Source organism: Frigoribacterium sp. UYMn621 (assembly GCF_040549525.1).
Lineage (GTDB): Bacteria > Actinomycetota > Actinomycetes > Actinomycetales > Microbacteriaceae > Lacisediminihabitans.
The window spans coordinates 239162-263287 of the sequence record NZ_JBEPTM010000001.1; the positions used below are offsets into that span (position 1 = coordinate 239162).

The 24126-nt window shown below is 67.1% G+C and carries 26 protein-coding genes and 1 tRNA gene; 15 read left to right on the forward strand and 12 right to left on the reverse strand.

The genetic code is table 11. The features are described 5' to 3' along the window. Window positions 1–153 precede the first annotated feature (153 nt). Window positions 154–242: transfer RNA gene (locus ABIB54_RS01255), tRNA-Ser, on the forward strand. Window positions 243–341: 99 nt separating this feature from the next. Continuing rightward, complete coding sequence (locus ABIB54_RS01260; protein ID WP_354573711.1) at window positions 342–1592, forward strand: chloride channel protein; 1251 nt, start codon at window positions 342–344, stop codon at window positions 1590–1592. Window positions 1593–1595: 3 nt separating this feature from the next. On the opposite strand, the gene lgt is transcribed toward ABIB54_RS01260, so the two are convergent. From lgt to ABIB54_RS01275, 3 genes are all read right to left on the reverse strand, one after another. Beyond that, window positions 1596–2531: a prolipoprotein diacylglyceryl transferase gene (lgt, locus tag ABIB54_RS01265; RefSeq protein ID WP_354573712.1), complete on the reverse strand. Its 936-nt coding sequence runs from the start codon at window positions 2529–2531 to the stop codon at window positions 1596–1598. A gap of 86 nt (window positions 2532–2617) precedes the next feature. Next, on the reverse strand, window positions 2618–2917 hold the full coding sequence (locus ABIB54_RS01270) for a metal-sensitive transcriptional regulator (RefSeq protein WP_354573713.1): 300 nt from the start codon (window positions 2915–2917) through the stop codon (window positions 2618–2620). A gap of 22 nt (window positions 2918–2939) precedes the next feature. Then, window positions 2940–4598 (reverse strand): FAD-dependent oxidoreductase, encoded by a 1659-nt coding sequence (locus ABIB54_RS01275; RefSeq protein WP_354573714.1) that lies wholly within the window; start codon window positions 4596–4598, stop codon window positions 2940–2942. Window positions 4599–4675: 77 nt separating this feature from the next. Here ABIB54_RS01275 and ABIB54_RS17875 point away from each other — a divergent pair, with 77 nt between their 5' ends. Next, entirely contained in the window at window positions 4676–4840 is a 165-nt protein-coding gene (locus ABIB54_RS17875; protein WP_502917033.1) for a DUF8730 family Cys-rich protein, read from the forward strand. Between the two features lie 55 nt (window positions 4841–4895). On the opposite strand, the gene ABIB54_RS01280 is transcribed toward ABIB54_RS17875, so the two are convergent. Together ABIB54_RS01280 and ABIB54_RS01285 are read right to left on the reverse strand one after the other, a co-directional pair. After that, the gene (locus ABIB54_RS01280; RefSeq protein WP_354573715.1) at window positions 4896–5597 is read right to left on the reverse strand and encodes a response regulator; all 702 of its coding nucleotides are present in this window, start codon (window positions 5595–5597) and stop codon (window positions 4896–4898) included. Then, the gene (locus tag ABIB54_RS01285; RefSeq protein ID WP_354573716.1) at window positions 5594–7198 is read right to left on the reverse strand and encodes an ATP-binding protein; all 1605 of its coding nucleotides are present in this window, start codon (window positions 7196–7198) and stop codon (window positions 5594–5596) included. The genes ABIB54_RS01280 and ABIB54_RS01285 overlap by 4 nt, the downstream gene beginning before the upstream one ends. A gap of 166 nt (window positions 7199–7364) precedes the next feature. On the opposite strand from ABIB54_RS01285, the gene ABIB54_RS01290 reads away from it, so the two are divergent. From ABIB54_RS01290 to ABIB54_RS01345, 12 genes are all read left to right on the forward strand, one after another. Further along, window positions 7365–8225, forward strand: a complete 861-nt coding sequence (locus ABIB54_RS01290; protein WP_354573717.1) for an ABC transporter ATP-binding protein — start codon at window positions 7365–7367, stop codon at window positions 8223–8225. Then, window positions 8222–9118, forward strand: a complete 897-nt coding sequence (locus tag ABIB54_RS01295) for an ABC transporter permease (RefSeq protein ID WP_354573718.1) — start codon at window positions 8222–8224, stop codon at window positions 9116–9118. The genes ABIB54_RS01290 and ABIB54_RS01295 overlap by 4 nt, the downstream gene beginning before the upstream one ends. A 60-nt stretch (window positions 9119–9178) precedes the next feature. Next, window positions 9179–10270 carry an ABC transporter substrate-binding protein gene (locus tag ABIB54_RS01300; RefSeq protein ID WP_354573719.1) on the forward strand — a complete coding sequence of 364 codons (1092 nt, stop codon included), beginning with the start codon at window positions 9179–9181 and terminating at the stop codon, window positions 10268–10270. A 108-nt stretch (window positions 10271–10378) separates the two neighbouring features. After that, entirely contained in the window at window positions 10379–11137 is a 759-nt protein-coding gene (locus tag ABIB54_RS01305) for an IclR family transcriptional regulator (RefSeq protein ID WP_354573720.1), read from the forward strand. 85 nt (window positions 11138–11222) lie between these two features. Beyond that, on the forward strand, window positions 11223–12407 hold the full coding sequence (locus tag ABIB54_RS01310; RefSeq protein ID WP_354573721.1) for a 4-hydroxybenzoate 3-monooxygenase: 1185 nt from the start codon (window positions 11223–11225) through the stop codon (window positions 12405–12407). A 2-nt stretch (window positions 12408–12409) separates the two neighbouring features. Continuing rightward, window positions 12410–13162 (forward strand): protocatechuate 3,4-dioxygenase subunit beta, encoded by a 753-nt coding sequence (gene pcaH, locus ABIB54_RS01315; protein WP_502917034.1) that lies wholly within the window; start codon window positions 12410–12412, stop codon window positions 13160–13162. After that, window positions 13159–13713 carry a protocatechuate 3,4-dioxygenase subunit alpha gene (pcaG, locus tag ABIB54_RS01320; protein ID WP_354573722.1) on the forward strand — a complete coding sequence of 185 codons (555 nt, stop codon included), beginning with the start codon at window positions 13159–13161 and terminating at the stop codon, window positions 13711–13713. The genes pcaH and pcaG overlap by 4 nt, the downstream gene beginning before the upstream one ends. Then, window positions 13700–15028 (forward strand): lyase family protein, encoded by a 1329-nt coding sequence (locus ABIB54_RS01325; protein WP_354573723.1) that lies wholly within the window; start codon window positions 13700–13702, stop codon window positions 15026–15028. The genes pcaG and ABIB54_RS01325 overlap by 14 nt, the downstream gene beginning before the upstream one ends. After that, on the forward strand, window positions 15025–16206 hold the full coding sequence (gene pcaDC, locus ABIB54_RS01330) for a bifunctional 3-oxoadipate enol-lactonase/4-carboxymuconolactone decarboxylase PcaDC (protein ID WP_354573724.1): 1182 nt from the start codon (window positions 15025–15027) through the stop codon (window positions 16204–16206). Before ABIB54_RS01325 ends, pcaDC begins: the two co-directional genes overlap by 4 nt. After that, a complete protein-coding gene (locus tag ABIB54_RS01335) occupies window positions 16199–16978 on the forward strand; it encodes a CoA transferase subunit A (protein ID WP_354573725.1) in 780 nt (259 codons plus the stop codon). The genes pcaDC and ABIB54_RS01335 overlap by 8 nt, the downstream gene beginning before the upstream one ends. Beyond that, window positions 16978–17619: a CoA transferase subunit B gene (locus ABIB54_RS01340; protein WP_354573726.1), complete on the forward strand. Its 642-nt coding sequence runs from the start codon at window positions 16978–16980 to the stop codon at window positions 17617–17619. The genes ABIB54_RS01335 and ABIB54_RS01340 overlap by 1 nt, the downstream gene beginning before the upstream one ends. Then, window positions 17616–18830, forward strand: coding sequence for an acetyl-CoA C-acetyltransferase (locus ABIB54_RS01345; protein WP_354573727.1), 1215 nt, complete (start codon window positions 17616–17618; stop codon window positions 18828–18830). The genes ABIB54_RS01340 and ABIB54_RS01345 overlap by 4 nt, the downstream gene beginning before the upstream one ends. A gap of 51 nt (window positions 18831–18881) precedes the next feature. Here the strand turns inward: ABIB54_RS01345 and ABIB54_RS01350 are convergent, their stop codons facing one another. The 7 genes from ABIB54_RS01350 to ABIB54_RS01380 all read right to left on the reverse strand — a co-directional run bounded on the left by ABIB54_RS01350 (window position 18882) and on the right by ABIB54_RS01380 (window position 24101). Continuing rightward, on the reverse strand, window positions 18882–19190 hold the full coding sequence (locus ABIB54_RS01350) for a hypothetical protein (protein ID WP_354573728.1): 309 nt from the start codon (window positions 19188–19190) through the stop codon (window positions 18882–18884). Between the two features lie 7 nt (window positions 19191–19197). After that, window positions 19198–19575 (reverse strand): ArsR/SmtB family transcription factor, encoded by a 378-nt coding sequence (locus ABIB54_RS01355; RefSeq protein WP_354573729.1) that lies wholly within the window; start codon window positions 19573–19575, stop codon window positions 19198–19200. Between the two features lie 62 nt (window positions 19576–19637). After that, window positions 19638–20054, reverse strand: a complete 417-nt coding sequence (locus ABIB54_RS01360) for a cytochrome c oxidase subunit 4 (protein WP_354573730.1) — start codon at window positions 20052–20054, stop codon at window positions 19638–19640. Between the two features lie 177 nt (window positions 20055–20231). Further along, complete coding sequence (locus tag ABIB54_RS01365) at window positions 20232–21056, reverse strand: PaaX family transcriptional regulator (protein WP_354573731.1); 825 nt, start codon at window positions 21054–21056, stop codon at window positions 20232–20234. Between the two features lie 5 nt (window positions 21057–21061). Beyond that, window positions 21062–22291 carry a kynureninase gene (locus ABIB54_RS01370; RefSeq protein WP_354573732.1) on the reverse strand — a complete coding sequence of 410 codons (1230 nt, stop codon included), beginning with the start codon at window positions 22289–22291 and terminating at the stop codon, window positions 21062–21064. Next, entirely contained in the window at window positions 22288–23226 is a 939-nt protein-coding gene (locus ABIB54_RS01375) for an amidohydrolase family protein (RefSeq protein ID WP_354573733.1), read from the reverse strand. The genes ABIB54_RS01370 and ABIB54_RS01375 overlap by 4 nt, the downstream gene beginning before the upstream one ends. Next, window positions 23226–24101, reverse strand: a complete 876-nt coding sequence (locus ABIB54_RS01380) for a tryptophan 2,3-dioxygenase (RefSeq protein ID WP_354573734.1) — start codon at window positions 24099–24101, stop codon at window positions 23226–23228. The genes ABIB54_RS01375 and ABIB54_RS01380 overlap by 1 nt, the downstream gene beginning before the upstream one ends. Between the last annotated feature and the right edge of the window lie 25 nt (window positions 24102–24126).

Sequence of the window (24126 nt, forward strand, 5' to 3'; positions counted from 1 at the left end):
CGCAGTGATGCGGACTCTGGACCTCACTCTAGGTCTGCGTCGGGCATCGCGGAGCGTGGAACGGCTCCCCAGTCCGGGGGTGGATGCTTCCCCAGTTCAGGGGGCCGAATGGGCCCTCGGTCCCAGTGCCGCTATGATTGCAGTCGACTACATGGAGCTGTCGCATAGTTCGGCCTAGTGCACCACCCTGCTAAGGTGGAGTACCCGTAAGGGTACCGTGGGTTCAAATCCCACCGGCTCCGCACTCCGAAATAGCCCCGAAATCTTCGTGATTTCGGGGCTATTTCTCTTTGGTGGCCCGGTGATCGCTGAGGCGGGATGAGGGTGGCTACGATCAGAAGGTGACCCTTGCGCGCCGTTCCTCCGTCGCCTGGGTGTTCCGCCTGATCGTTGTGACGGCGCTGGTCGGTATCGGTGCCGGAGTGAGCGGCCTGCTCGTGAGCCTTGCCCTGCGGGGAATCGAACATCTGGCCTACGGCTATTCGTCCGGCACACTCCTCGACGGCGTGAGCCAGGCGCCTCCCGGACTGCGGGTCGCAGCGCTCGCGGTCGCCGGAACGATCGGGGGTGTGGGGTGGTGGGCGCTTCGCCGCTGGGGTGCTGCGGTCGTCTCTGTCGAGCAGAGCATCGCCGGTAAACGGATGCTGGCGCTCCCGACCCTCGCGAATGCCGGTCTCCAGGTGATCATCGTCGGCCTCGGGGCTTCGATCGGGCGGGAGGTGGCACCGCGAGAACTCGGCGCCGCCATCGCGGGCTGGCTGAGCGAGAAGACGGGAGTCACCTCCCGAGAACGTCGCATCCTGATCGCCTGCGGTGCCGGAGCCGGGCTCGCGGCGGTGTACAACGTTCCGCTCGGTGGTGCGCTCTTCGCCGTGGAGATCCTGCTGGCAGAGATCAGTTTCGCCACCGCCCTGCCTGCCCTGGCGACGGCTGCCATCGCGACCATCGTCGCCCGGATCGCGGTTCCCACCGCACCGCTCTACGTGATGCCGCGGTTCGACCTGTCTCCGTCACTGTTCGTCTGGGCGCTGGTCGCCGGCCCGCTGCTCGGATTCGCCGCGGTGGGATTCGTTCGGTTGGTGCGAGTGGCGGAACGGGTGCGACCGCGATCCTGGTGGATCCTCTTGGTGATGCCGGCCGTGTTCACCATCGTCGGACTGATCGCCCTGCCCTTCCCCGAAGTGCTGGGCAACGGGCGAGCGCTCGGCCAGACGGCATTCTCTGGCCTTGCGCCATTCGGCATTCTCGGCCTGCTGGCCCTGGTCAAGCTCGTCACCACTACCGCGACCATCGGCAGCGGCGCTGCCGGTGGCACGCTGACCCCGTCACTCGCTATCGGTGCCAGCCTCGGATCCGCCCTCGGTGGACTGTGGGGGCTCTTCTGGCCGGGCGGCCCGGTGGCGGCATTCGCGTTCGTCGCGGCAGCGGCCTTCCTCGCATCCACCATGCGGGCGCCCTTCACCGCGATCGTGCTCGTGATCGAGTTCACGAACCAGGGTCCCGCCCTCCTGGTGCCGACCCTGCTGTGTGTGGCCGGCGCCGTCACGGTGAGCTACCTCTTGGCGCGGTGGAGGATCACCGGAGTCGCCTGACCGTCATCGCCGAGGGGTGGTTTCCACGGATTCTTCGGATGCGCTCGGTCCCGGTGTTTCGGCGGGCGAAGCGCCACGCATCGCGCGAGGGACCCACCCGTCGCGGATGGCCGAACGTTCGGGTTCGGGGTGGCGTCGGCTCTGGATGACGAAGAGCGCGACACCGAGGGCGACCGCGACGAAGGAGGCCCAGACATTGGCGGGGATCCCCAGGAATCCGTCGCTCGTCGGGTCGATGCGAATCGCTTCGAGCCAGCTGCGGCCGAGTCCGTACCAGATGAGATAGACAGCGAAGGCCCGGCCCCAGCGCAGGTGCAGCTTGCGCTCTACCAGCAGGATGATCCCGACACCGATCAGGTTCCAGATGATCTCGTACAGGAACAGCGGGTGGAACAGGGTGCCGGCGGCGAGCCCGGGTGGGAACTTGGCATTGGTGGACTCGATCTGAAGTCCCCACGGGAGCGTGGTCGGCAGCCCGAAGAGTTCGTGGTTGAAGTAGTTGCCGAAGCGGCCGAGGGACTGGGCGACAAGCATCGCCGGGGCGAGGGCGTCGGCGAACGACCAGAAGCGGATGCCGTGGCGCCGGCAGCCGATGTAGGCGCCGAGGGCACCGCCGAGCAGTGAACCGTAGAGGGCGTTACCGCCGTCCCAGATCGCGAAGACGTTCCACAGGTTCGCGCCGGGGAAGAAGTAATCGCCGACGTGGGTGAACACGTGATAGAAACGCGCTCCCACGATGCCGATCGGCACCGCCCAGATGATGATGTCGAGCACGACCCCCGGCTCCGCACCCCGGCTGCTCAGCCGGCGCTGGGTGATGAAGACTGCCGCGACGATGCCGGTCAGGATGCAGATCGCGTAGGTGTGAACCGTGAGCGGCCCCAGGTGGAACTGGGACCACGCGTAAGGGGGACTGGGGATACTGGTCAGTACGGTCATCGAGATGCCTTTCGAGAAGCGCTGGAATCAGTCTCCCTCACCCGGCAGACTCCATCATCCCTCATCTGTTTTTTCTGGCCCGAGACTCAGGCGAGCGTGAGGAAGAGTTTCTCGAGTTCATCGACCGTGAGCGTGTTGTCCGGATCATCCGGGGTGGCGACGCATCGGCGCATCGCTGACGACACGATGGTGAAGCCGGCTTTGTCGAGCGCGCCGGATACCGCCGCGAGTTGGGTGACGACCGTCTTGCAGTCGCCACCGTTCTCGACGGCAGCGATCACCGCGGTGAGCTGTCCCTGCGCCCTCCGCAATCGATTGAGGATCTTCTTGGTCTCGGCGGCGGACTCCGCCGACCCGGCCTCGGGAAGGGGGGCAGTGGTGTTCATTCGGTATCTCCTAGGGTGGTGTTCATACGAGCGTCGACTCGGGTTCACGGTCGAAGGTGGACATGCCTGCGACCCAGGTCTGGTAGCCGCCGTCGAGGTTTCTGACGTCATGCCCGAGCTGGGTCAATAGCCGAGTCGCGGTGTGTCCGCGCTGGCCGACCTGGCAGTGCACGACGAGCGGGCGACCCTCCAATTCGACGTGACGCAGCCGAAGCTCTTCCAGCGGGATGTTGACCGCGCCCGGGATGGAACCCGCGGCGAATTCCGCTGAGCTGCGCACATCCACGAGCACCGTGCCGTTGCCGCGCACCGCGTCCAATTCGTGCCACTGCACCGATCTCGTCATCCCGGTGCTGAGATTGTCCGCCACATAGCCGGCCATGTTCACGGCATCTTTCGCGGAGCCGTACTGCGGTGCATAGGCGAGTTCGAGGTGGGCGAGGGAGGATGCGGTGAGCCCGCCAGCGATGGCCGTCGCGATCACGTCGATCCGCTTGTCCACACCCGACCCACCCACGATCTGCGCGCCGAGGATCGAGTCGTCTTCCGGGTCGACGAGGAGCTTGAGCGCCATGGACTCGGCACCGGGATAGTAGGTGGCGTGGGAAGCGGGATGGGTGTGGATGACCCGGTGTGCCCGGCCAGCGGCGATGAGTCGCTTCTCGCTCCAGCCGACCATGGCGACGGTGAGTTCGAAGACCCCGACGATCGAGGTGCCGAGGGCCGGCCAGGCCGGCTCGGGGTGGCCCGCGATGGCATCGGCGGCGGCCCGCCCATGACGATTCGCCAGCCCAGCCATCGTGACGAGGGTGGGGGAGGCGTCGACGGCGTCGATCTTCTCGACCCCGTCGCCCACGGCGAAGATCGCCGGGTCGCTGGTGCGCTGCCGCCGGTCGACGGCGATCCCTCCGGTCGGTCCGATGGTGATGCCGGCGCTGCGGGCGACGGACACCTCGGGTCGAACGCCGCTTGCTTCGATCACGAGGTCTGCGCGCACCCGGGATCCGTCATCCAAGAGCACGAAGCCGTCGGATGCGGACACTACGGTCGTGCCCGTGCGCACGTCGACACCGTGCTGGCGGAGCACCGTGAGAACGGGCGCCGCCATCTCGCGATCGAGGGGCGACAGGACATGAGCGCCTCGCTGGATGAGAGTGACCCCCACCCCGCGCCCGATCAGGTTCTCGACGGCTTCAAGGCCGATGAATCCGCCGCCGATGACCACGGCCCGAGCCTGCCCGGCAATGGCCGCGAGGGTGGCCGTGATGTGATCGACGTCATCGACGCTCCGGAGGGTGTAACTCGGAATGGCTGAGGCCGCATCGACGACTGAGGCGGTGGCACCACCGGCGAGCACGACGAAGTCGTAGGACTGTTCCCGGGGCGTGCCATCGCGGAGATCCGTGACGTGCACGACCTTGCGGTCGGGGTCGATCGAGGTGACCTCGTGTTCCACGCGCACGTCCAGCGCGAAACGCGAAGCGAGCGATTCCGGCGTCTGGAGCAGCAACGAGTCCCGGTCGCCGATCACCCCGCCGACGTAGTACGGCAGCCCGCAATTGGCGAACGAGACGTATCGTCCGCGTTCGAAAACCACGATCTCCATGCTCTCGTCAAGCCGACGCAACCGCGTAGCCGCAGACATCCCGCCTGCCACTCCACCGACGATCACCGTTTTCATCCGAGCCTCCGAGGTTCATTTTATACCCCCGGGGGTATAGTGTCCCCAGTGGGTCATCCGCATCGAAAGGAAATGGAATGTGCAGAGCTGTCACGTGCCGAGTCTGCGGCAAGACCACCTGGGCGGGCTGTGGCCAGCATATCGACCAGGTCATGAAGAATGTGCCGAAGAGTCAGCGGTGCCAGGGTCACGAGAAGGAGCCCGCGAGCGGGGGCTTCCTGTCCAAGCTGTTTGGGCGGTAGGGCGAGCTTCGGGGCCCATTAGGTCGGCTCCCGCGGTCGGCCGCCTAGCGACGTTCTATCGCTCGGCTCTGCGGCGGATCGAATAGCGGTGCTCTGGACGGCCGGTTCGGCCGTATCGCAACTCCAGCGCGATCGCACCGCTCTGCTCGAGCTGGGTGAGGGAACGCTGGGCGGTGGCTCGGCTCATCCCCAGATTCTCAGCGACCTCGCTGGCCGACAGCGCCGTCGTGCTGGCATCGAGAGCGTCATACACACCCTTGAGAGTCGGGGCGAGTCTGCTGAGCTCCGGCCGCAAGGGGGCGGTGGTGGGCCGCATCAGGTCGAAGATGTGGTTGATGTCGCCCTGGGTCGCTTCTTCGGGCAGCTCGTCGATCTGCGCGGACGTGGCGCGAAAGGCGGCGAGCCGTTCCGCGAGCTGGGCGAAATTGAATGGCTTGACCAGGTAGTGGGTGACCCCGAGCCTCAGGGCCGAGCGCACATTGACCACGTCGTTCGCCGCCGAGATCACCATCGCGGCGGGTGGCGACGGCCACTGGAGCATCTCTTGAAGGGTGCGCAGGCCGTCCACATCGGGGAGGTAGATGTCCATGAGCACGAGATCGGGTTTCAGAGCCGCCGCGAGCTCAAGTGCCTCGGCCGAGGTGTGAGCCTTGCCCACCACCGTGAATCCCTCGACCCGCTGTACGAAGGCTTCGTGAAGGGAGGCGACACGGAAATCATCATCGACCACGAGGACCGTCATGGGACTGTTCGTCACGAGTGCACCTGCGGCGCGGGCACCGGTGTCAACGGCAGGACGACAGTGAAAGTGGCCCCCGGCCCCTCTGACACGGTGATCGACCCGTCGAACCGGCCGACCGTTTTCTCGACGAGGGACAGACCAAGGCCGATGTGCCGCACCACCGAGCCCCGTTTCGTGGTGTACCCGTTGCTGAAGATCTGGGGGATCGCACCGTCGGGCAGGCCGGGCCCGTTGTCGCTCACCGAGATCACCAGCGACTCCGGTGCCTCCACCACACGCACCCCGACGCGGCGGGGCGGCCGGCTCTCCGCGAGCGCATCGAATGCGTTGTCGATGAGATTGCCGAGAATGGTTGTGAGCGCCTGTACATGGCCCGGCGCCTCGCTCAACCGGGTTTCGGGCGAAATGGTGAAGTCGATGCCACGCTCGTGAGCTTCGGCTGCCTTGCCCAACAGGAGGCCGACGATCTGGGGTGCCCCGATGTAGCTGCGCAGGTTCTGATCGAAGTCGGCGGTGCTGCCGCGGATCTCTTCGATGTATGCGAACGCCTCCTCCGGCCGCCCGAGTTCCAGCAGACCCGCAATCGCGTGCAGGCGATTGGAGAATTCGTGTTGCTGCGCCCGAATCGACTCGGTGAAACTGCGTTCGCCATCCAACTCGCGCGTGAGCGCCTCCAGGTTCGTTCGATTCTGGAGTGTGACCACGGACCCGTGTGGTCGTCCGGCCAGGATCACGGGCATCCGATTGATCACCAGGCAGTGGTCGTCGGTGATGACGATCGCGTCGCTCACCACGGAATCACCGGCGAGAGCCTCCGAGAGCGGCCCAGTACCGAGCACCTCGTCGAGGCGACGGCCGAGGGCATCCGATCGCAGGCCGAGTAGGCGCCGGGCCTCATCATTGATGACGGTGATCCGGCCCGCAGCATCACTGGCGATCACCCCCTCCCGGATGCCGTGGAGCGTCGCCTCGCGCTCCTGGAACAGCCTCGCCACCTCATCGATCTCCAGCCCGAAGGTTCGGCGCTTCAGAAGAGTGGCAAGAGCGAATGATGCCAGCGCGCCGATGATGAGCACGGCGGCGACCCAGACGGCGTAGGAGGGCAGTTGCGCCACGAGTTCGCTTGAGACCGAGCTCTCGCGGATGCCGACCGAGACCTCACCGATCAAGGTTCGGGCCGCGGAGTACAGGGGCACACGAGCGCTGGCGTTGATGCCGGTTGCCCCCACATTCACCCCCAGGTGCACCTTTCCGTCGAGCGCGACGATGGGCTCGGAGACCGCTTTTCCGATCAGCTCGGGATCGGGGTGGCTGTGTCGCACCCGTTGCATGTCGATGAGCACGACGTACGAGGCGCCGGTGCGGCGAGCCGTTGCCGAGGCGACGCGCTGAAGCATCGGCTGGCAGGCAGGATCCTCCGTCGCCATGCAGTCCTTCACCGAGGGGTTCTCGGCGAAGGTCTGCGCGATCGCGGCCGCTCGCGACTGGTATTCATGATCCAGATTGGCGCGAGCGGCATTGGCGAACAGGGCGAAGCCCACGGCGAGCGAGACGACGAGAATCACCAACTGCGCCAGAAAAATCTGGCTCGAGAGTCGTCTGATCCGTCGTCGCATCACGCTCCATTATCGCCGCGACGGGGGCGCCAAGCGTGTGAGCAGAATGCGTGAAACTCCGGGCAATGCGCAGAACAGGCGAATGGTGCACAAGCGCGACAGGGGGAGACCGACGGCGGCAGGCTTCCTGACACACGCACCACACAGACAGAGAGGTCTTATGCGCATGGGCACACCGCCACCCCCCGCGACAGCGAGCACCAGCACGGGCGCGATGGATGATGCCGCGCGCATCGATATCGTCGGCCTGACCAAGCGCTACCTGACCCCCAAGGGCGAAACCTTCACTGCCATCGATGACGTGACGTTCGCCGTCGAACCCGGGCAATTCTGCGCGATCGTCGGCCCGACCGGCTGCGGCAAATCCACCACCCTTGCGCAGGTCTCGGGACTGGAACGCCCGAGCGAGGGTCATGTTCTGGTCGGCGGCCAGCGTGTCGATGGCATCACGAGTGGTGTGAGCTACATGTTCCAGGCGGATTCGCTCTTTCCCTGGAAGACGGTGCTCGGCAACGTGATGATGGGCCCGATCCTGCTGGGCACGTCGAAGGCTGCAGCGACGAAGATGGCGCTGGATTGGGTGCGGCGGGTGGGTCTCTCCGGCTTCGAAGACCGCTACCCCCACCAACTCTCCGGGGGTATGCGCAAGCGAGTGGCGATGGCGGCCGCACTGATCAACCAGCCTCGGATCCTGCTCATGGACGAGCCCTTCGGAGCACTCGACGTGCAGACGAAGGCAATCATGCAGGGCGAACTGCTGCAGCTCTGGGAGGAGCTGCGCCCCTCTGTGCTCTTCATCACCCATGACCTGGATGAGGCGGTGACGCTGTCGGATCGCGTGGTCATCATGACCAGCAGTCCCGGCACCGTGAAGGACATCTTCGAGATCGATCTGCCCCGCCCCCGCGGAGACGTGCAGACACTGCGCCACGAGCGGCAGTTCCAGGAGATCCAGGGTCAGATCTGGGCCTCGTTGAAGGACGAAGTCTCCCGGGCGTATGAACTGTCGTCGGCGGTGGCAGCATGAGCGTGCTCAGGCAGCAGAACGAGATACAGACGGAAGCGTCGGCGATCCCGCCGCTCCCATTGCAGTCGACACTGCAGGAGACGGCTCGTCGTGCTCGCGCACACAGGACAGGGTGGGTGTGGGCCGGCCGCGCTCTGGTCATCGTCGTCGTGATCGGCGGATGGCAGTGGTTCACCGCCGTCGGCTGGGTCGACAAATTCTTCTACGGCCGCCCGAGCGACATCTGGAACAGCCTTGTGACCCTGTTCACGGAAGGCACCGCATTCGGCACGATCTGGGCGAATCTGTGGGTGACAGTCCAGGAGGCGCTCTACGGCTTCCTGGTCGGCACGGTCGCGGGCGTCATCATCGGCATCCTGCTCGGTTCCAACCGGTACCTGTCCGATGTGCTCAACCCGTACATCAAGATCCTCAACTCGATCCCCCGGATCGTGCTCGGCTCGATCTTCATCGTGGCCTTCGGCCTGGGAATCTTTCCCAAGATCCTGCTGGCTGCCGTGCTGGTCTTCTTCGCCGTCTTCTTCAACGCCTACCAGGGCGTTCGCGAGGTCGACCAGAACCTGGTTGCCAACGTGCGAGTGCTTGGCGCGTCTCCCCTTCAGATCGCTCGGCACGTGACCATCCCCTCGGCGATGACGTGGATCATCGCCAGCCTGCACACCGCATTCGGCTTCGCGATCATCGGCGCGCTGGTGGCCGAGGTCCTCGGGGCACAGAAGGGAATCGGTCTGCTCATCAGCCAGGCCCAGGGGCATTTCGACCCGAACACGGTGTTCGCCTGCATGGTCATCATCGCCGTCGTCACTCTCGGCGCCGAGTACCTCATCACCCTCCTCGAGAAGGTCGTGCTCAAGTGGCGTCCGCCGTCGCGCTATGAGGCACAGGCGATCTGAGTTTTCGCTCCCCACCAGTCCGCCGGAATCCCTCCGGCACCATGAAAGGAATCACACAAGATGAACAAGCGCAGCATCGTCGCTGTCGTCGCAGCCACAGCAGCAGCAGTGTCGCTGGGGCTCGCCGGGTGCAGTGGCAGCCCGTCCACCGCGAGCTCGGCATCGAGCGCCACCCTCCCCGTCGTCAAAATGATGGTCGGAGGCATCGACAAGCAGATCTACCTCCCGTATCAATTGGCGGAAAGCCTCGGCTACTACAAGAAGTACGGCGTCGATATGCAACTCTCCACCGAGCAGAACGGCGGCGTCGGCGCAGAGGAGGCGATGGTCTCCGGACAGGTTGATCTGTCGGGAGCGTGGTACATCCACTCGGTGGACTTCCAGTCCAAAGGCAAGAAGGTCATCAACCTGATCCAGCTCTCGGGAGCACCGGGGGAGCGGATCATGTGCACCCCGAAGTCGAACGTGACCTCCGGCGCGGATCTCAAGGGCAAGACCGTCGGGGTGACCGACCTCGGCTCCGGCACCGATGAGCTGACGCAGTTCATCGCCTCGAAGGCTGGGGTCAAGAAGACCGACTACCAGACCATCGCCGTTCACGCCGGAGCCACCGCGATCGCGGCACTCCAGCGCGGCAGTGCCGACTGCGTGATGACCACTCAGCCGACCGTCGGCGCCCTCGAATCACAGAAGCTGGCGACATCGGCGATCGATCTCGCGAGCACGAAGGGTGCCAATGCCGCCCTCGGTGGTGCTTGGCCCGCCGCTGGCCTGCTGGCCCAGGAGTCGTGGGTCAACTCGCATAAGGCAGTCGTGCAGAAGGTCGTCACGGCCCTCACCGCGACGATGCACTGGATGAGCACCCACACCGCCCAGGATGTCGCGGACAAGCTGCCGAAGTCGTTCGTGCAGAACGCCACGATCTCCAAGGCGGACTATGTCAAGGCGCTCAAGGAGGACTACGGCCAGTTCCTCCCGGACGGCCTGATGCCCGCCGGTGGACCGAAGACGGTGTTCCAAATGGAGAACGCGATCGGCGTCGACACCTCCAGCATCACGTACAGCGACACCTTCACCAACAGTTTCGTGAATGTGGCGCTCAAGCAGCTGGGCATCACGCCGGTGACGACCCCCGCGGGCGCCAAGGGCTGATTCGTCGTCGGCAGGCGGCCCCTCGACACCACCCTTCCGGGCGGTTCGGGGGGCCGTTGCCGTGGCACATCCTTAGGCCATTGGTGAGCCGCCAGCTAGATTGTCTCCATGTCCGGCAATCGCTCCGAGGACCACCGAACGGTCGCCGAGAAGGTCTTCGCGATCGCGGATGTGTTCGGGGGCGCGTCGGAGCTGAGCCTCACCGAGATCGCCCACCGGGCCACGCTCCCCCTGTCGACCGCGCATCGACTGGTCGGGGAATGGGTGGCCTGGGGCGGCATCGTGCGCGGCGACGACGGCCTCTACCGGGTGGGCATGCGCCTGTGGAAGCTCGGGGTGCGCGCGCCGACCGCGCGCCGCCTTCGCACGGTTGCGAGTCCCTTTCTCGAGGACCTCTACGACCTCACCCGGGAGAACGTGCACCTCGCCGTGCGTGACGGTCTCGGGGTGCTCTACCTCGAACGCGTCTCGGGGCGCTCGGCTGTTCCCGTCATCTCGGATGTCGGCACCCGGCTGCCGCTGCACGCCACCGGCGTGGGACTGGTGCTCCTCGCCTGGGCGCCCCCGGAGCTGCTCGACGAGCTTGTGGCATCCGCCCCTCGCAAGTATCTGCCCAACACCATGACGACCGCGGCCGAGCTGAGACCGCGTCTTGCCGGGATCCGGGCATCCGGCGTCGCCGTGTCGATCAACGAGATGACCGCGGACTCGTTCTCCGCCGCCGCGCCGATCCGCGACCATACCGACGCGGTGATCGCGTCGGTATCGATCGTGGCGCATGCCGAGCTCAGCGCCGACCCGCAGTTCCCGCTCGCCGTGAGTGTGGCCGCGCGGGGGATATCGCGGGCGCTGGGATGGCGTTCCTGACTTCCGCTGGGCGGAAGGTTTTTCCCAGGCCGGTCGGCTACGGACCAGAGTGAGCGTACCGATCCCGCCGTTGCGAAAGGCCAGCATGAAGATCCGCACCACCGTAGCCATCGTGGGGGCCGGACCAGCCGGCCTGCTTCTCGGGCACCTGCTCGCCGCCTCCGGAATCGACTTCGTGATCATCGAGGCACGATCTCGCGAGTACATCCTGTCGCGCATCCGCGCCGGGGTGCTGGAAGAGTCATCGGTCGACGTGCTGGCCTCCCTCGGCCTCGACGGCCGGCTTCGCGAGCACGGACTCGTGCACGACGGCATCTACCTGCAGTATGAGGGCACCCGTCACCACGTCGATTTCTCCGAGCTGATCGGACGCACGGTCACGGTCTACGGCCAGCAACAGGTGGTCAACGACCTCATGCTCGCCCATGACGAGGCCGGTTCGGCCGTGTACTTCGGGTCGAGCGACGTGCTTCCGTGGGGCATCGAGACCCCCCGCCCCTCGGTGAACTTCGTCCACGGCGGCCAGAGCTACTCCGTCGACGCCGACTTCGTCATCGGAGCGGATGGATTCCACGGGGTATGCCGCTCGATCATCCCGTCCGGTGCCATCACGAGCTACCAGCGGGAGTACCCATTCGCCTGGCTCGGAATCCTCGCGGATGTCCCGCCCTCGACCGACGAGCTGATCTACGCGCTGCATCCCGAGGGCTTCGCCATGCATTCGATGCGCTCACCCTCCGTCTCGCGCCTCTACCTGCAGGTCGAACCCGATGACGATATCGCCCAGTGGAGCGACGAACGCATCTGGGAAGGACTGCACGAACGGCTCGGAGTGGAGGGCTGGACCCTGCGCGAGGGCGAGATCACCGAGAAGTCGATCACACCCATGAGGAGCTTCGTCGCCTCAACCCTCAATCACGGGGCGCTCTTCCTGGTCGGCGACGCCGGCCACATCGTGCCCCCGACGGGCGCAAAGGGGCTCAACGCCGCCATTTCCGACGTGGCGATGCTCGGCGCGGCCCTCAGCTCCTACTACGCGGGGGATGCCGGGTCGCTCGCGGGTTACAGCGGACGCGCGCTCTCGCGCCAGTGGAAGACGCAGTACTTCTCCCGCTGGATGACCGAGATGCTGCACACCACAGGCACCGGTGCCGAGGCGCAGAGCCGGTACCGTGGCCAAATCGGTCAGCTCGACTACGTCACCGGCTCGCGATTCGCTCTCCAGGGCCTCGCCGAGCAGTACACCGGCCTTCCGATCGACGGGATCTGATCGTGGAACTCCCCACCCAGTCGCAGATCTCGGCCGAGATCACGGCGGCCCAGGAGGCCGGCGACGCCTCGCGCGGCCATCCGGAACGCGGCTTCGCGCCGTATCGGAGCAGCACGCTGAGGCATCCGCTCAATGATCTCGTGCGGGCCGACCCCGAGGAGATCGAACTCGTGTCTCCCGTCTACGGCCACAGTGACGTCACCGCCCAGGAGGCCGACCTCACCATCCAGCACTCCGGTGAACCCCTCGGCGAGCGGATCATCGTCACCGGGCACGTGCTGGATGGCGAGGGCCGTCCGGTGCGCAACCAGCTGCTCGAGGTGTGGCAGGCGAACTCGGGAGGGCGGTATGTGCACAAGCGCGACCAGCATCCGGCTCCGCTCGATCCCAATTTCACCGGTACCGGCCGACTGGTGACCGGTGATGACGGCAGCTACCGTTTCGTCACGATCAAGCCGGGTCCCTACCCGTGGAAGAACCACCGCAACGCCTGGCGGCCGGCACACATCCACTTCTCGTTGTTCGGCGACCAGTTCGTGCAACGTCTCGTGACGCAGATGTACTTCCCGGGGGATCCGCTCTTCGCGCTCGACCCGATCCTCCAGTCCATCACACAGCAGTCCGCGCGCGACCGCCTCGTTGCCACCTACGACCACGAGGTGACGCAGCCGGAGTGGGCGACAGGCTACCGTTGGAACATCGTACTGACCGGATCGAAGGCGACCCGGATGGAGCAGGAGGGAGACGATCGATGACTGGCCTTCACCAGACCCCGTCCCAGACCGTCGGACCGTTCTTCGGCTACGCGCTCCCGTACGACGGGGGAGACCGACTGCTGCCTCCCCACGCCCCCGGCACGATCCGGCTGCACGGAACCGTCTTCGACGGAGCCGGCGAGGTGGTGCCCGATGCCTTCGTGGAGATCTGGCAGGCGGATGCCACGGGGTCGGTGGTCTCCGAACGCGGCAGTCTTCACCGCGACGGCTACACCTTCACCGGGTTCGGCCGCGCCGCGGTCGACGGGTGGGGCCACTTCTCCTTCACCACCGTCAAGCCCGGTCCGATGCGAGCCGGATCCTCGCCCTATGTGATGGTCACGATCTTCGCCCGGGGGCTTCTCCAGCACCTGTTCACCCGCGCCTATTTCGGAGACGATGCCCCCGACCTCGTAGTGCAGGAGCTCGGCGAGCGCGGGGCGACGCTCGTGGCCCAGCCGGACGGGGAGGCGAGCTACCGGTTCGACATCCGCCTGCAGGGGGCTGGGGAGACCGTGTTCTTCGACTACGGAGTGGATGCGGGTGCGTGATTGGGGCCTGCTCGACCCGCTGGCGACACCGGGCGTCGACGACGACGCCGTGCTCGCGGCGCTGGTGGAGGTCGAGCGGGCGCTGATGCTCGCCTGGCACGATATCGGGGAGGCGCCGCACTGGGTCGCCAATGTTTCCGTCGAGGTGTCGCACCTCGACCTCGAGCGGATCTCCCGCGGCAACCGGGAGGGGGGCAATCCCGTCATTCCCCTCGTGGCCCAGCTGCGCGACCAGGCCGAGGCGAGCCACGCGGGCGCCGGGGACTGGGTGCATCGCGGCGCGACGAGCCAGGACATCCTCGACACCGGCCTCATGCTCGTGGCGACGCGGGCCCTCGGTCTCGTCTCCGGTTCGCTCGCCGACGCGGCGGCTCGTCTCGCCGCCCTCGCCGACCAGCATCGGCACAGCCTGATGGTCGGGCGCACCCTCACCCAGCATGCCGCCCCCCTCACCTTCGGCGTGAAGGCCGCCTCCTGGCTGGACGGAGTCGAGGCGGCGCGGTCCTGCCTCGACTCACTCACCCTGCCGGTGCAGCTCGCCGGGGCCGTCGGCACCGGGACCGCGTTCGCCGATCTCGGCGGGTCGGCTGAGAGCGGTGCGCGACTCCGTGCGGCGCTCGCCGCGAGACTCGGTCTCGCCGACCCCGAGCGAAGCTGGCAGGCCGAGCGCAGCATCGTCGCCAGTCTCGCGGCGGCCCTCTCCCTCGTGATCGGCACTCTCGGCCGCGTCGCGACCGACGTGCTCGTGCTCGCGCGCTCCGAGATCGGTGAGCTGTCGGAGGGCTCCGGTGGGTCCTCGTCGGCCATGCCCCAGAAGCGGAACCCGACAGCGGCGGTGCTCGTGAGGTCGGCAGCCCTTCAGGCGCCCGGCCACCTCTCGACGGTGTTCTCGAGCCTTGCGGCGGAAGACGAGCGGCCGGCCGGCGCTTGGCACGCCGAATGGCTCGCGCTCCGATCGCTGCTGCGACTGGCGGTGGAGAGCAGCGACACGACGGCGACCTTCCTCTCGGCTCTCTCCGTGGACACGGAGCGGATGCGCGCCACCGTCGACTCCGATGGCGGGATCGCCTGGGCCGAACACGCCGTCTCCCAGCTCGTCCCCGATCTCGGTCGCGCCGCGGCGGGCACCGTCGTCGCCCGCGCGATCGAGCTGAGCACCGCCGACCTGTCGTTCGGGGCCGCGCTCGCGGCAGAGCTCGATGGCAGGGTCGTCGATCTGTCTCCCGGGTCGGTCAACGCCACGGCCGACCTCATCGTCGACGCCGCCCTCTCTCGATATCACGCGTCACGACACCACACGAGGAGCGCCCGATGACTGTCCCCCTCATCCGCTGCACGATCGATCCCGCAGAGCCCTCGAGCACCGCGAGCGAGCTTCTCGTGCTCGGCCCGTCGCTCGGCACGACCAGCTCGCTCTGGAGTCCGGCCGTCGCCGCGCTCACCGCGAGCGGTGGTCGCCGGGCGACCCGCATCCTGCGATTCGACCTGCCAGGGCACGGCGCAAGCCCGGCCGCGACGGAGCCGTTCACGATGGCGGAACTCGCTGATTCCGTGCTGCGGATCGTCGATGAGGCGGGCGGTGGCCGATTCCACTACGCGGGAGTCTCCCTCGGCGGCGCGATCGGCATCGAGCTGGCCCTGCGCCATCCGGATCGCCTGCTCAGTCTCGGCATCTTCTGTTCGGATGCGAAGATCGGCACCGAGCAGACCTGGATCGATCGTCTCGCCCAGGTGACCAGCCAGGGCACCCCCTCGCTCGTCTCCGGCACGCCGGCACGCTGGTTCGCCGCCGATTTCATTGTCCGGCAGCCTGCCGTCGCATCCACGATCCTGAAGGATCTCTCCGAGACCGATGACGCCTCCTATGCGTTCTGCTGCGGAGCGCTCGCCCACTTCGACCGCACGGCCGATGTCGGGGCGATCGCCGTGCCGACCATCGCTGTGGGCGGGAGCGAGGATCCCGTGACGACGCCAGGCGCCGTCGCGCACCTCGCCGTGCAGATACCGGGCGCCCACTACGTCGAGATCCCGAACGCATCCCACCTCGCCGCCATCGAGAGGCCCGTCGAGGCCGCCGGTATCCTCGCCGAGCTGCTCGCGTCGGGTGACGACCTGCACTCCCGTGGGGTGCGCACCCGACGCGCTGTGCTCGGTGACGCCCACGTCGACGCCGCGGACGCGAAGGTCACCGCTGAGACAGCGGGATTCCAGGAGTTCATCACCCGGTACGCCTGGGGAGACGTGTGGAGTCGCCCGGGGCTGTCCCGACGGGATCGCAGCATCGCCACCCTCGCCAGCCTCGTGACCGGCAGCCATGAGCACGAGATCGCGATGCATGTTCGGGCCGCGCTCACCAATGGCCTCACCCGCAGCGAGATCGCCGAGGTGATGCTTCACACCGCGCTCTACGCCGGGCTTCCCCCGGCCAACCGCGCGCTGGCGATCGCTCGAGACATCTTTGCCGACATCGACACGAAGGAGACCCATGGATAAGACCTACGAATCGGCGGCGGATGCCGTCGCCGACATCCCGAGCGGAGCGATGATCGCGGTCGGCGGGTTCGGGCTCGTCGGGGTGCCGATCGTGCTGATCCGCGCGCTGCTCGCACAGGGCACCGATCATCTCGAGGTCATCTCGAACAACTGCGGAGTGGATGGCTGGGGGCTCGGGGAGATCCTGTCGGCGGGGCGCATCGACCGGGTGATCGCGTCGTACATCGGCGAAAACAGGGAGTTCGCCCGCCAGTATCTCGGGGGCGAGCTCGAGGTCGAGCTGACCCCGCAGGGCACCCTCGCCGAGCGACTGCGGGCCGGCGGCGTCGGCATCCCCGGATTCTTCACCGCCACCGGGGTGGGCACGATGGTCTCCGAGGGCGGACTTCCCTGGAAGTACGCGGCGGATGGCACGGTGGCCGTGCAGTCCCCGGCGAAGGAGACCCGCGTGCTCGGCGCTCTCGGCGAGCAGCGCGAGTACGTCTTCGAGGAGGCCATCCGGGCAGACTTCGCGCTCGTGCGCGCCGCGAAGGGCGACCGCCACGGCAACCTGGTCTTCGAGAAGTCGACCCGCAACTTCAACCCGCTCGCCGCCATGTCCGGCCGCATCACGATCGCCGAGGTGGACGAGATCGTCGAGCCCGGAGAGCTCGATCCCGACCAAGTGCACCTCCCCGGGATATACGTGGACCGCATCGTGCAGCTCACCACCGAGCAGGCGACGGAGTTGCCAATCGAGAAGACGACAGTTCGACAGCGAGGCGACAACTGATGGCACTCACCCGTGACGACATGGCCGCGAGGGCCGCTCTCGAGCTGCATGACGGCAGCTATGTGAACCTCGGCATCGGACTGCCGACGCTCATCCCGAACTTCATCCCGGAGGGGGTGACCGTCGTGCTGCATTCCGAGAACGGAATCCTCGGCGTAGGGCCCTACCCGTGGGAGGGCGAGGCGGATCCCAAGCTCATCAATGCGGGCAAGGAGACGGTGACGGTGCTCCCGGGGGCGTCGTACTTCGACTCCGCAGCGAGCTTCGGAATGATCCGCGGCGGCCGCATCGCGACGGCCGTACTCGGCGCGATGCAGGTCTCGGTGGCCGGCGACATCGCGAACTGGGCGGTGCCGGGCAAGCTGATCAAGGGCATGGGTGGCGCGATGGACCTGGTCAACGGCGCCGACCGCGTGATCGTGCTCATGGAGCACGTGGCCAAAGACGGCTCGGCGAAGATCGTGGAGACGTGCAGCCTTCCGCTCACCGGCGTGCGCTGCGTCGACCGCATCATCACCGAGCTCGCGGTGATCGACGTCACCGCCGACGGGCTCGTGCTCGTCGAGCTGTCACCGGGGGTGACCGTCGACGAGGTCGTCGCGGCGACCGGCGCACCCCTCACGATCGCGCTCGAGCGATGACCGAACTGCGCGAGGTGGTGATCTGCGAGCCGCTGCGCACCCCGGTCGGGAGGTTCGGCGGGTCCCTCGCGACGGTGTCGGCACTGTCGCTGGCGACTCGCGTGCTCGAGGAGCTCGTCGCCCGCAGCGGACTGGACGGGTCATCCGTCGACGACGTGATCTTCGGGCAGGGGTATCCCTCCTCAGAGGCCCCTCCCATCGCGCGGGTGGCCGCGCTCGACGCGGGACTCCCGGTGACCGTCGGCGGCTACCAGGTCGACCGTCGATGCGGCTCCGGCCTGCAGGCCGTGCTGGATGCCGCGTTGCAGATCCAGGTGGGCGCGAGCGAACTCGTCATCGCCGGGGGCGTGGAGTCGATGAGCAACGCGCCGCTCTATACCGTGGAGGGGCGGCGGGGCGTCACGGGTGCCGGGCTCATGCTCCACGACGCGCTCACCCGGGGGCGAGTGACGGCCGGCGGCAGGTTCTATCCGACGCCGGGCGGCATGGTCGAGACCGCGGAGAACCTGCGGCGGGACTACGGGATCTCCCGCGGGGAACAGGACGAGGTCGCGTTGCGCTCCCACCAGCGTGCCGTCGCCGCGCAGCGGGCCGGGCTCTTCGACGACGAGATCGTGCCCGTCACCGTGCCCGGCCGGAAGGGCGATGTGATCGTCGATACCGACGAGCATCCGCGGGCCGACTCTTCCCTCGAAACGCTCGCCGCTCTCCGACCGGTGACGAAAGGCGATCCCGACGCCACCGTCACCGCGGGCAATTCCAGTGGACAGAACGACGCGGCGGCGGCCTGCATCGTCACGACGCCGCAGCGTGCGGCCGAGCTCGGGCTGACGCCCCTGGTAAGGCTGGTGTCCTGGGCGCGGGCCGGCGTCGACCCCACTCGTATGGGCCTCGGTCCCGTCCCCTCCACGGCCCTCGCGCTCGATCGCGCGGGACTCGAGCTGAAGGATCTCGACCTCATCGAGTTGAACGAGGCCTTTGCGGCGCAGGTGCTCGCCGTCACGCGCGAGTGGGGATTCGGGGATGCCGACTGGCAGCGCATCAACGTGAACGGCGGCGGTATCTCGCTCGGTCATCCGATCGGCGCGACGGGGGTGCGCATCCTCGCCGGCCTCGCGCGCCAGCTGCAGCGCAGCGGCGGTCGGTACGCGCTCGAGACCATGTGCATCGGCGGCGGGCAGGGGCTCGCGGCGGTCTTCGAGCGCGCCTGACTCGGCCCCCCAACTCTCGGGAGGCGCCTCGCGGTGACCGAAGTGCCGACGCTAGGGCGCGTCGGGGCCGGAGGAAGAGAACGCCCGGATCGTGTACCGCGTGACATCCCCGTTGAGGATGCGACCGTGGAACTCGATCAGGTTGCTGGTGCGGAGGTTGTCCGGTGAGGGGGCGAGCACCACGCTGTAGTTGGGCACGAGACGGGTCTGCACGACGGGACACCAGCGGTAGACCTTCTTGCCCGTCGGCCAGTCCTGCTCCGTCGCCGGAGACTTGCCGATCAGGATGCTGTAGGAGCCTGCCGGGTCGAGCTCGAGTGCCTGGTCGATCATCCGGTCTATCAGTAGCTGGAGTTGCATGGGGCTCCTAGGGTTGCCGATCGTCATCGGAGAATTCGGCCATACTCACCGTCGACGCCAGCTGCTGCTGTGTCGTCTGCAGGATCTCGACCAGCAGTGCCCGCGAGATGGAGAGCAGGTCGGCGACCTTCGGATAGGCCAGCCGATAGAAGACCTGGCTGGCACGCCGCTCCGCGACGACCAGGTTGTGGCGTCGAAGCACCGACAGGTGCTGGGACAGGTGGGATGCCTCGAGGCCGGTGTCGGCGAGCAGATCCGCCACCGACACGTCGTCGCCCCCGGCGAGGACCTCCAGCACGCGCACTCGCACCGGGTGGGCGAGACCCTTGAAGAGGTTGGCCTTCACCTCATAGAGCGGGCGATGGGCGTCGGTGTATTCAGACATGCCCTCACGATTCCATGAGTTGACAGCGTCATCAAGCCGGGCGATCGTCCCCCCATCGACAGTCATCGCGCGAAGTTGCCGCGGTAGTACTCGTAGACCCAGCCGATGATGCAGACCACGAGCAGCGGCACGGCGATCAGCACGATCCAGGCGCTGATCGCGAGTCCGAGGATTACTAGGGAGCTGGCGGCACCGAGCAGCACCGGCCACCAGCTCCACGGGCTGAAGAAGCCGACCTCGGGATCCCCGTCATCGATCTCGGCATCCTCGCGGTCTTCGGCCCAGACGTTCACCCCGGCGGACTTGACGACCTGGCCGAAGTAGAAGGCCATCAGGAGGCAGAGCACGCCGGAGAGTCCGATGGTGAGAAGTCCGATGAGTTCGAAGTTCTCGGCCCGCAGGCTCCAGAAGAGGTACACCCCGTCGACGGTGACGAAACTCGCCCCGAGGAGCCACATCAGTCGGCTGACTGTCCGCATGATTCGTCCCTTGTTTTATGAATTAATAAATTGATCATATCGCAAAGCGGACAGGTGGGCAGTCGAGGTTGCGCGCCCGTCAGACCGGCGGGGCAGAACCGGGCACGGTGTCAGCAGTGGGCCTGAGGCGCACCGGGCGCGAGCCGGCTTGCCCGTCAGCGCGAAACTACCCGCCGATCAGTGCGGGGCGACGCGAGCCAACACGTGCGCGAGCGCCGGCTCGGCCAGCCGCGCGCCGAGCCTGGCGAAGAGTTGCTCGCTGCGATCGCCCGCCCAGTGCGTCGGCAGCAGCTCGACGCCGAGTCCGGGGTCGAGATACGGGATCGGGCGCCAGCTGTCGATGCCGCGCACGTACCGGCCGAAGGCATCCGCGCCGTCGGTCGGCGACGTTGACAGCAGGCCGGATGCTTCGGCGATGAATCCCTCGTGCAGGGCGGCGATTCGTGGGAGGTCCCACCAGGTCGACACCGAATCGCGCAATGGTGCCGCCCCGCGGGCATCCGTGGCGATGAATACTTTGGAGTGCTCTCGCAGCGAGAGCTCGTCGAGGATCTCCTCGACCTCCCCAGAGAGGAATGCGGGGCAGATCCAGAGTGCGGGCGAGACGGTCCCGCAGCCGATCCAGCGCAAGCGGCGCCGCAGCTGGTGCCGCAGGGCGCGATCGTGCTCGGGGATCGAGAAGGAGAGAAGGCACCACGGGTCGCCGGCGGCCATTCGCCGGGGCGCGAAGATGCGCCGATCCCCGGCCCGCAGCATGGCGGCGGCGTCCTCACCCAGGCGATAGCCCGCAGCGCCGGAGTTGCGCTCCGAGACCAGCAGCTTCTTCTGCTTGACCCGGGCGATCGCCGTGCGACCGAGAGCCGCGGGCACCCCGAGATCCTCCAGCAGTGCGATCAGGTCGGCCGACGCGATCCACCCGTCGAGGCGCCGCAGATAGAGACCGATGACGGACCGCACGAGCGAGGTCGCGCTGCCCGGCCGCGACTCCGTATCGTCGGGCATCCGGCTCATGGCATCAGGTGCCGCAGAATGTCCCGCACGTTCTCCAGCCCGAGCTCCACCTCGGCAAAGCTCGTGCTGAGCGGCGAAAGCCCGATGCGGAGCCCGGTGGGAAAGCGGAAATCCGGGATCACATCCCGCTCCCAGAGCAGCCCGGTGACCTTCTGGAATTGCGGATGCAGCAGGGTCACGTGGCTTCCCCTCTCGGAGTCGGCACGCGGTCCGCCGACGGTCACCCCGAATTCGGCGAGATGCTCCTCTGCCCACCGGATCACGAAGTCGGTGAGGCGAAGGGACTTCGTGCGGATCGCGTCGATCCCGACCTCCTCGATCAGCTCGAGCATGTCGTGCATCGGCACCATCCCCAGCACCGGAGGGGTGCCGCTCAGGAACCGTCGCATGCCCGACGCAGGCGTGAAGCCGTCGGCCATCGCGAACACGTTGTCGGCGCCCATCCATCCCCAGATCGGCTGGCGAAGCGAGTCTTGCAGAGCCGAGGCCACGTAGGCGAAAGCGGGCGCTCCTGGCCCGCCGTTGAGGTACTTGTAGCTGCACCCCACCGCGAGATCGACGCCCCACTCGTCCAGCTTCACCGGCACGGAGCCGGCCGAGTGGCATAGATCCCAGAGAACGAGCGCGCCGGCCGAATGAATCACCTCGGTGATGGCCGGCACGTCGGCGATGTATCCCGAGCGGTAGGCGATCTGACTCAGGACCACGAGCGCGGTGCGCTCGCTGACGGCGGCTCGCACGAGCTCTGCCGTCACCCCGCCCTGTGGGTCGGCTTCGATCCAGCGGAGGCTGAGCCCGCGCTCGGCGGCGACTCCTTCGAGGATGTAGCGATCCGTCGGAAAGTTGTCGGTGTCGATGACGATCTCGGTGCGCTCCGGGTGCAGGTCCACCGCCGCCCGGATGAGCTTGTAGAGCAACACCGTGGTCGAATCGGCCACCACGGTCTGGCGCGCGGCAGCGCCGAGGGTCACTCGACCGATCCGGTCTCCGAGGCTGAAGGGGAGTTCCATCCACTGCTCGTCCCACGAGCGGATGAGTCGCGAGCCCCACGCGCCGGTGATGAATTCCGAGACCCGGTCGACGGTGACCGAGAGGGGGCGTCCGAGAGAGTTGCCATCGAGGTAGGCCACGACCTCGTCGCTCGGGATGAAGCGACGCGTGAATTCGGCCAGCGGATCCGTCTCGTCGAGTTCGCGGCCGGTGGGCAGGGCGGTGTCGGTGGTCATCTGGGGGTCTCCTCGAGGTGGCTGATGGGTACGACAATGCTCGTGCTGAGCCAGTCGATGAGGTCGGCGGGTTGGTCGTATGCCGGCCCGGGAATGAATGATGCGGTGAGGGGCGGTGACAGCGGCGGAAGGAATCCGGCGAGGGATTCGATCACCGATTCGGCGCTCGGAAGTACCGCAGCGAGAACCCCGAGCTCGCGGTGGTTGAGTCCGGTCGGCAGTGGGCCATTGCCGAGATCGGTGCCGTAGTGCACGCGTCCCCCGGCTGCGGCGAACCTCTCGAGGTTGCCAACCGCACGGTCGAAGTCGGCGCCGCGGGAGCCGTAGCCGTGGATGTCGACAGTCGAGATCCACGACATCCGATCGGCCATTCTGCGCAGCAGCTCGTCGTCGAGCTCTTCGGTCCACGGGGTGTGGGCGAGGGCGTCGACGCCCGCCGTGAGAGCCCGCGCCGCCTGGCCGGCGCCCTCCGCGTGAGCGACGACGGGCAGCCCGGATCCATGCGCGATGGACACGACCGCCTCGAGCAGGTCGTCGTTCCACACGGGGCCGGCCGCGCTGTTGAGGGCAATCTTCGCTACCCGGCCGCCGATGGCATGGACCTCGCCGATCGCGGACTCTGCCTCCAGCGCGGTGTCGATCTCCCGTGCGGCCTCAGAAGGAGCCCATCCGGCGGATCCCGGATACCCTCCCCGGGAGGTGAGGATCGCCCCGGCGATATCGACGCCGGGGCCGCCGGACTCTGCCAGCGCGGGCCAGTGGCGCGCGACATCCGGGTCCCAGCCGAGATCGATCACCCGGGCGATGCCCCCGGGCATCAGCGCCGCGGCCTCGACGAGCGCGAGGTGCACGTGGCTGTCGCAGAACCCGGGAAGGATCGTGCCGTCGATCCACCGCTCGTCGATCAGTGCGCGTCCGGCGCGCATCGGGGCCATCACGCTCCGATCTCGTTGCGCACGGCGAAGAGCTCGGGGAAGAACGTGAGGCTGAGGGCACGCTCGAGAAACTGCACCCCGCTCGAGCCGCCCGTGCCACTCTTGATGCCGATCGTGCGAGAGACGGTGCGCAGGTGGCGGAAGCGCCACAGTTGGAAGTTGTCTTCGAGGTCGACGAACTCCTCGCACGCCTCGTAGACCCGCCAGTTGTCACTGGACGACTGGTAGATCGATACGAATACCGGAACGAGTTGCGGCGTGAAGACATGGGCGAGGGTCACATCGCGCTCCAACACGGCGGGGGGAATTGCGAATCCGGCGCGGGCGAGAAAGTGTAGGAACTCGTCGTACAGCGTCGGCTCCTCCAGCAGTCGACCGAGGATCGCCTGTGCTTCCGGTTCGGCGGCGAAGACGTCGAGCATCTTCGCGTTCTTGTTGCCGAGCAGAAACTCGACGGCGCGGTACTGGTAGGACTGGAATCCGGATGACGTCGCCAGGAAGCGGCGGAACTCGACGTATTCCGAGGGCGTGAGGGTGGCGAGAACGGACCACTGTTCGGTCATCGACACCTGGATGTGCTTGACCCGCGCGATGCGCTTCAACGCGGTCCCGAGGTCGTCCCGCTGCAGTGCCGCTCGCGCCGACCTCAGCTCGTGGATCATGAGCTTCAGCCAGAGCTCGCTGGTCTGGTGCTGGATGATGAACAGCATCTCGTCGTGGTGAGCCGGCTTCGATCGCAGGTGCTGGGCGTTCAGCACGTCGTCGAGCGCAAGGTATTCGCCGTAGCTCAGCTGCTCCGAGAAGTCGGTGACGATGTTCGTCTCGAGCTCGCGGGTGTTGGCGGTGATCTCCGCCGGATCGCGTTCACTGGTCATCGCGCCACGATAGCAGTGTGCATCT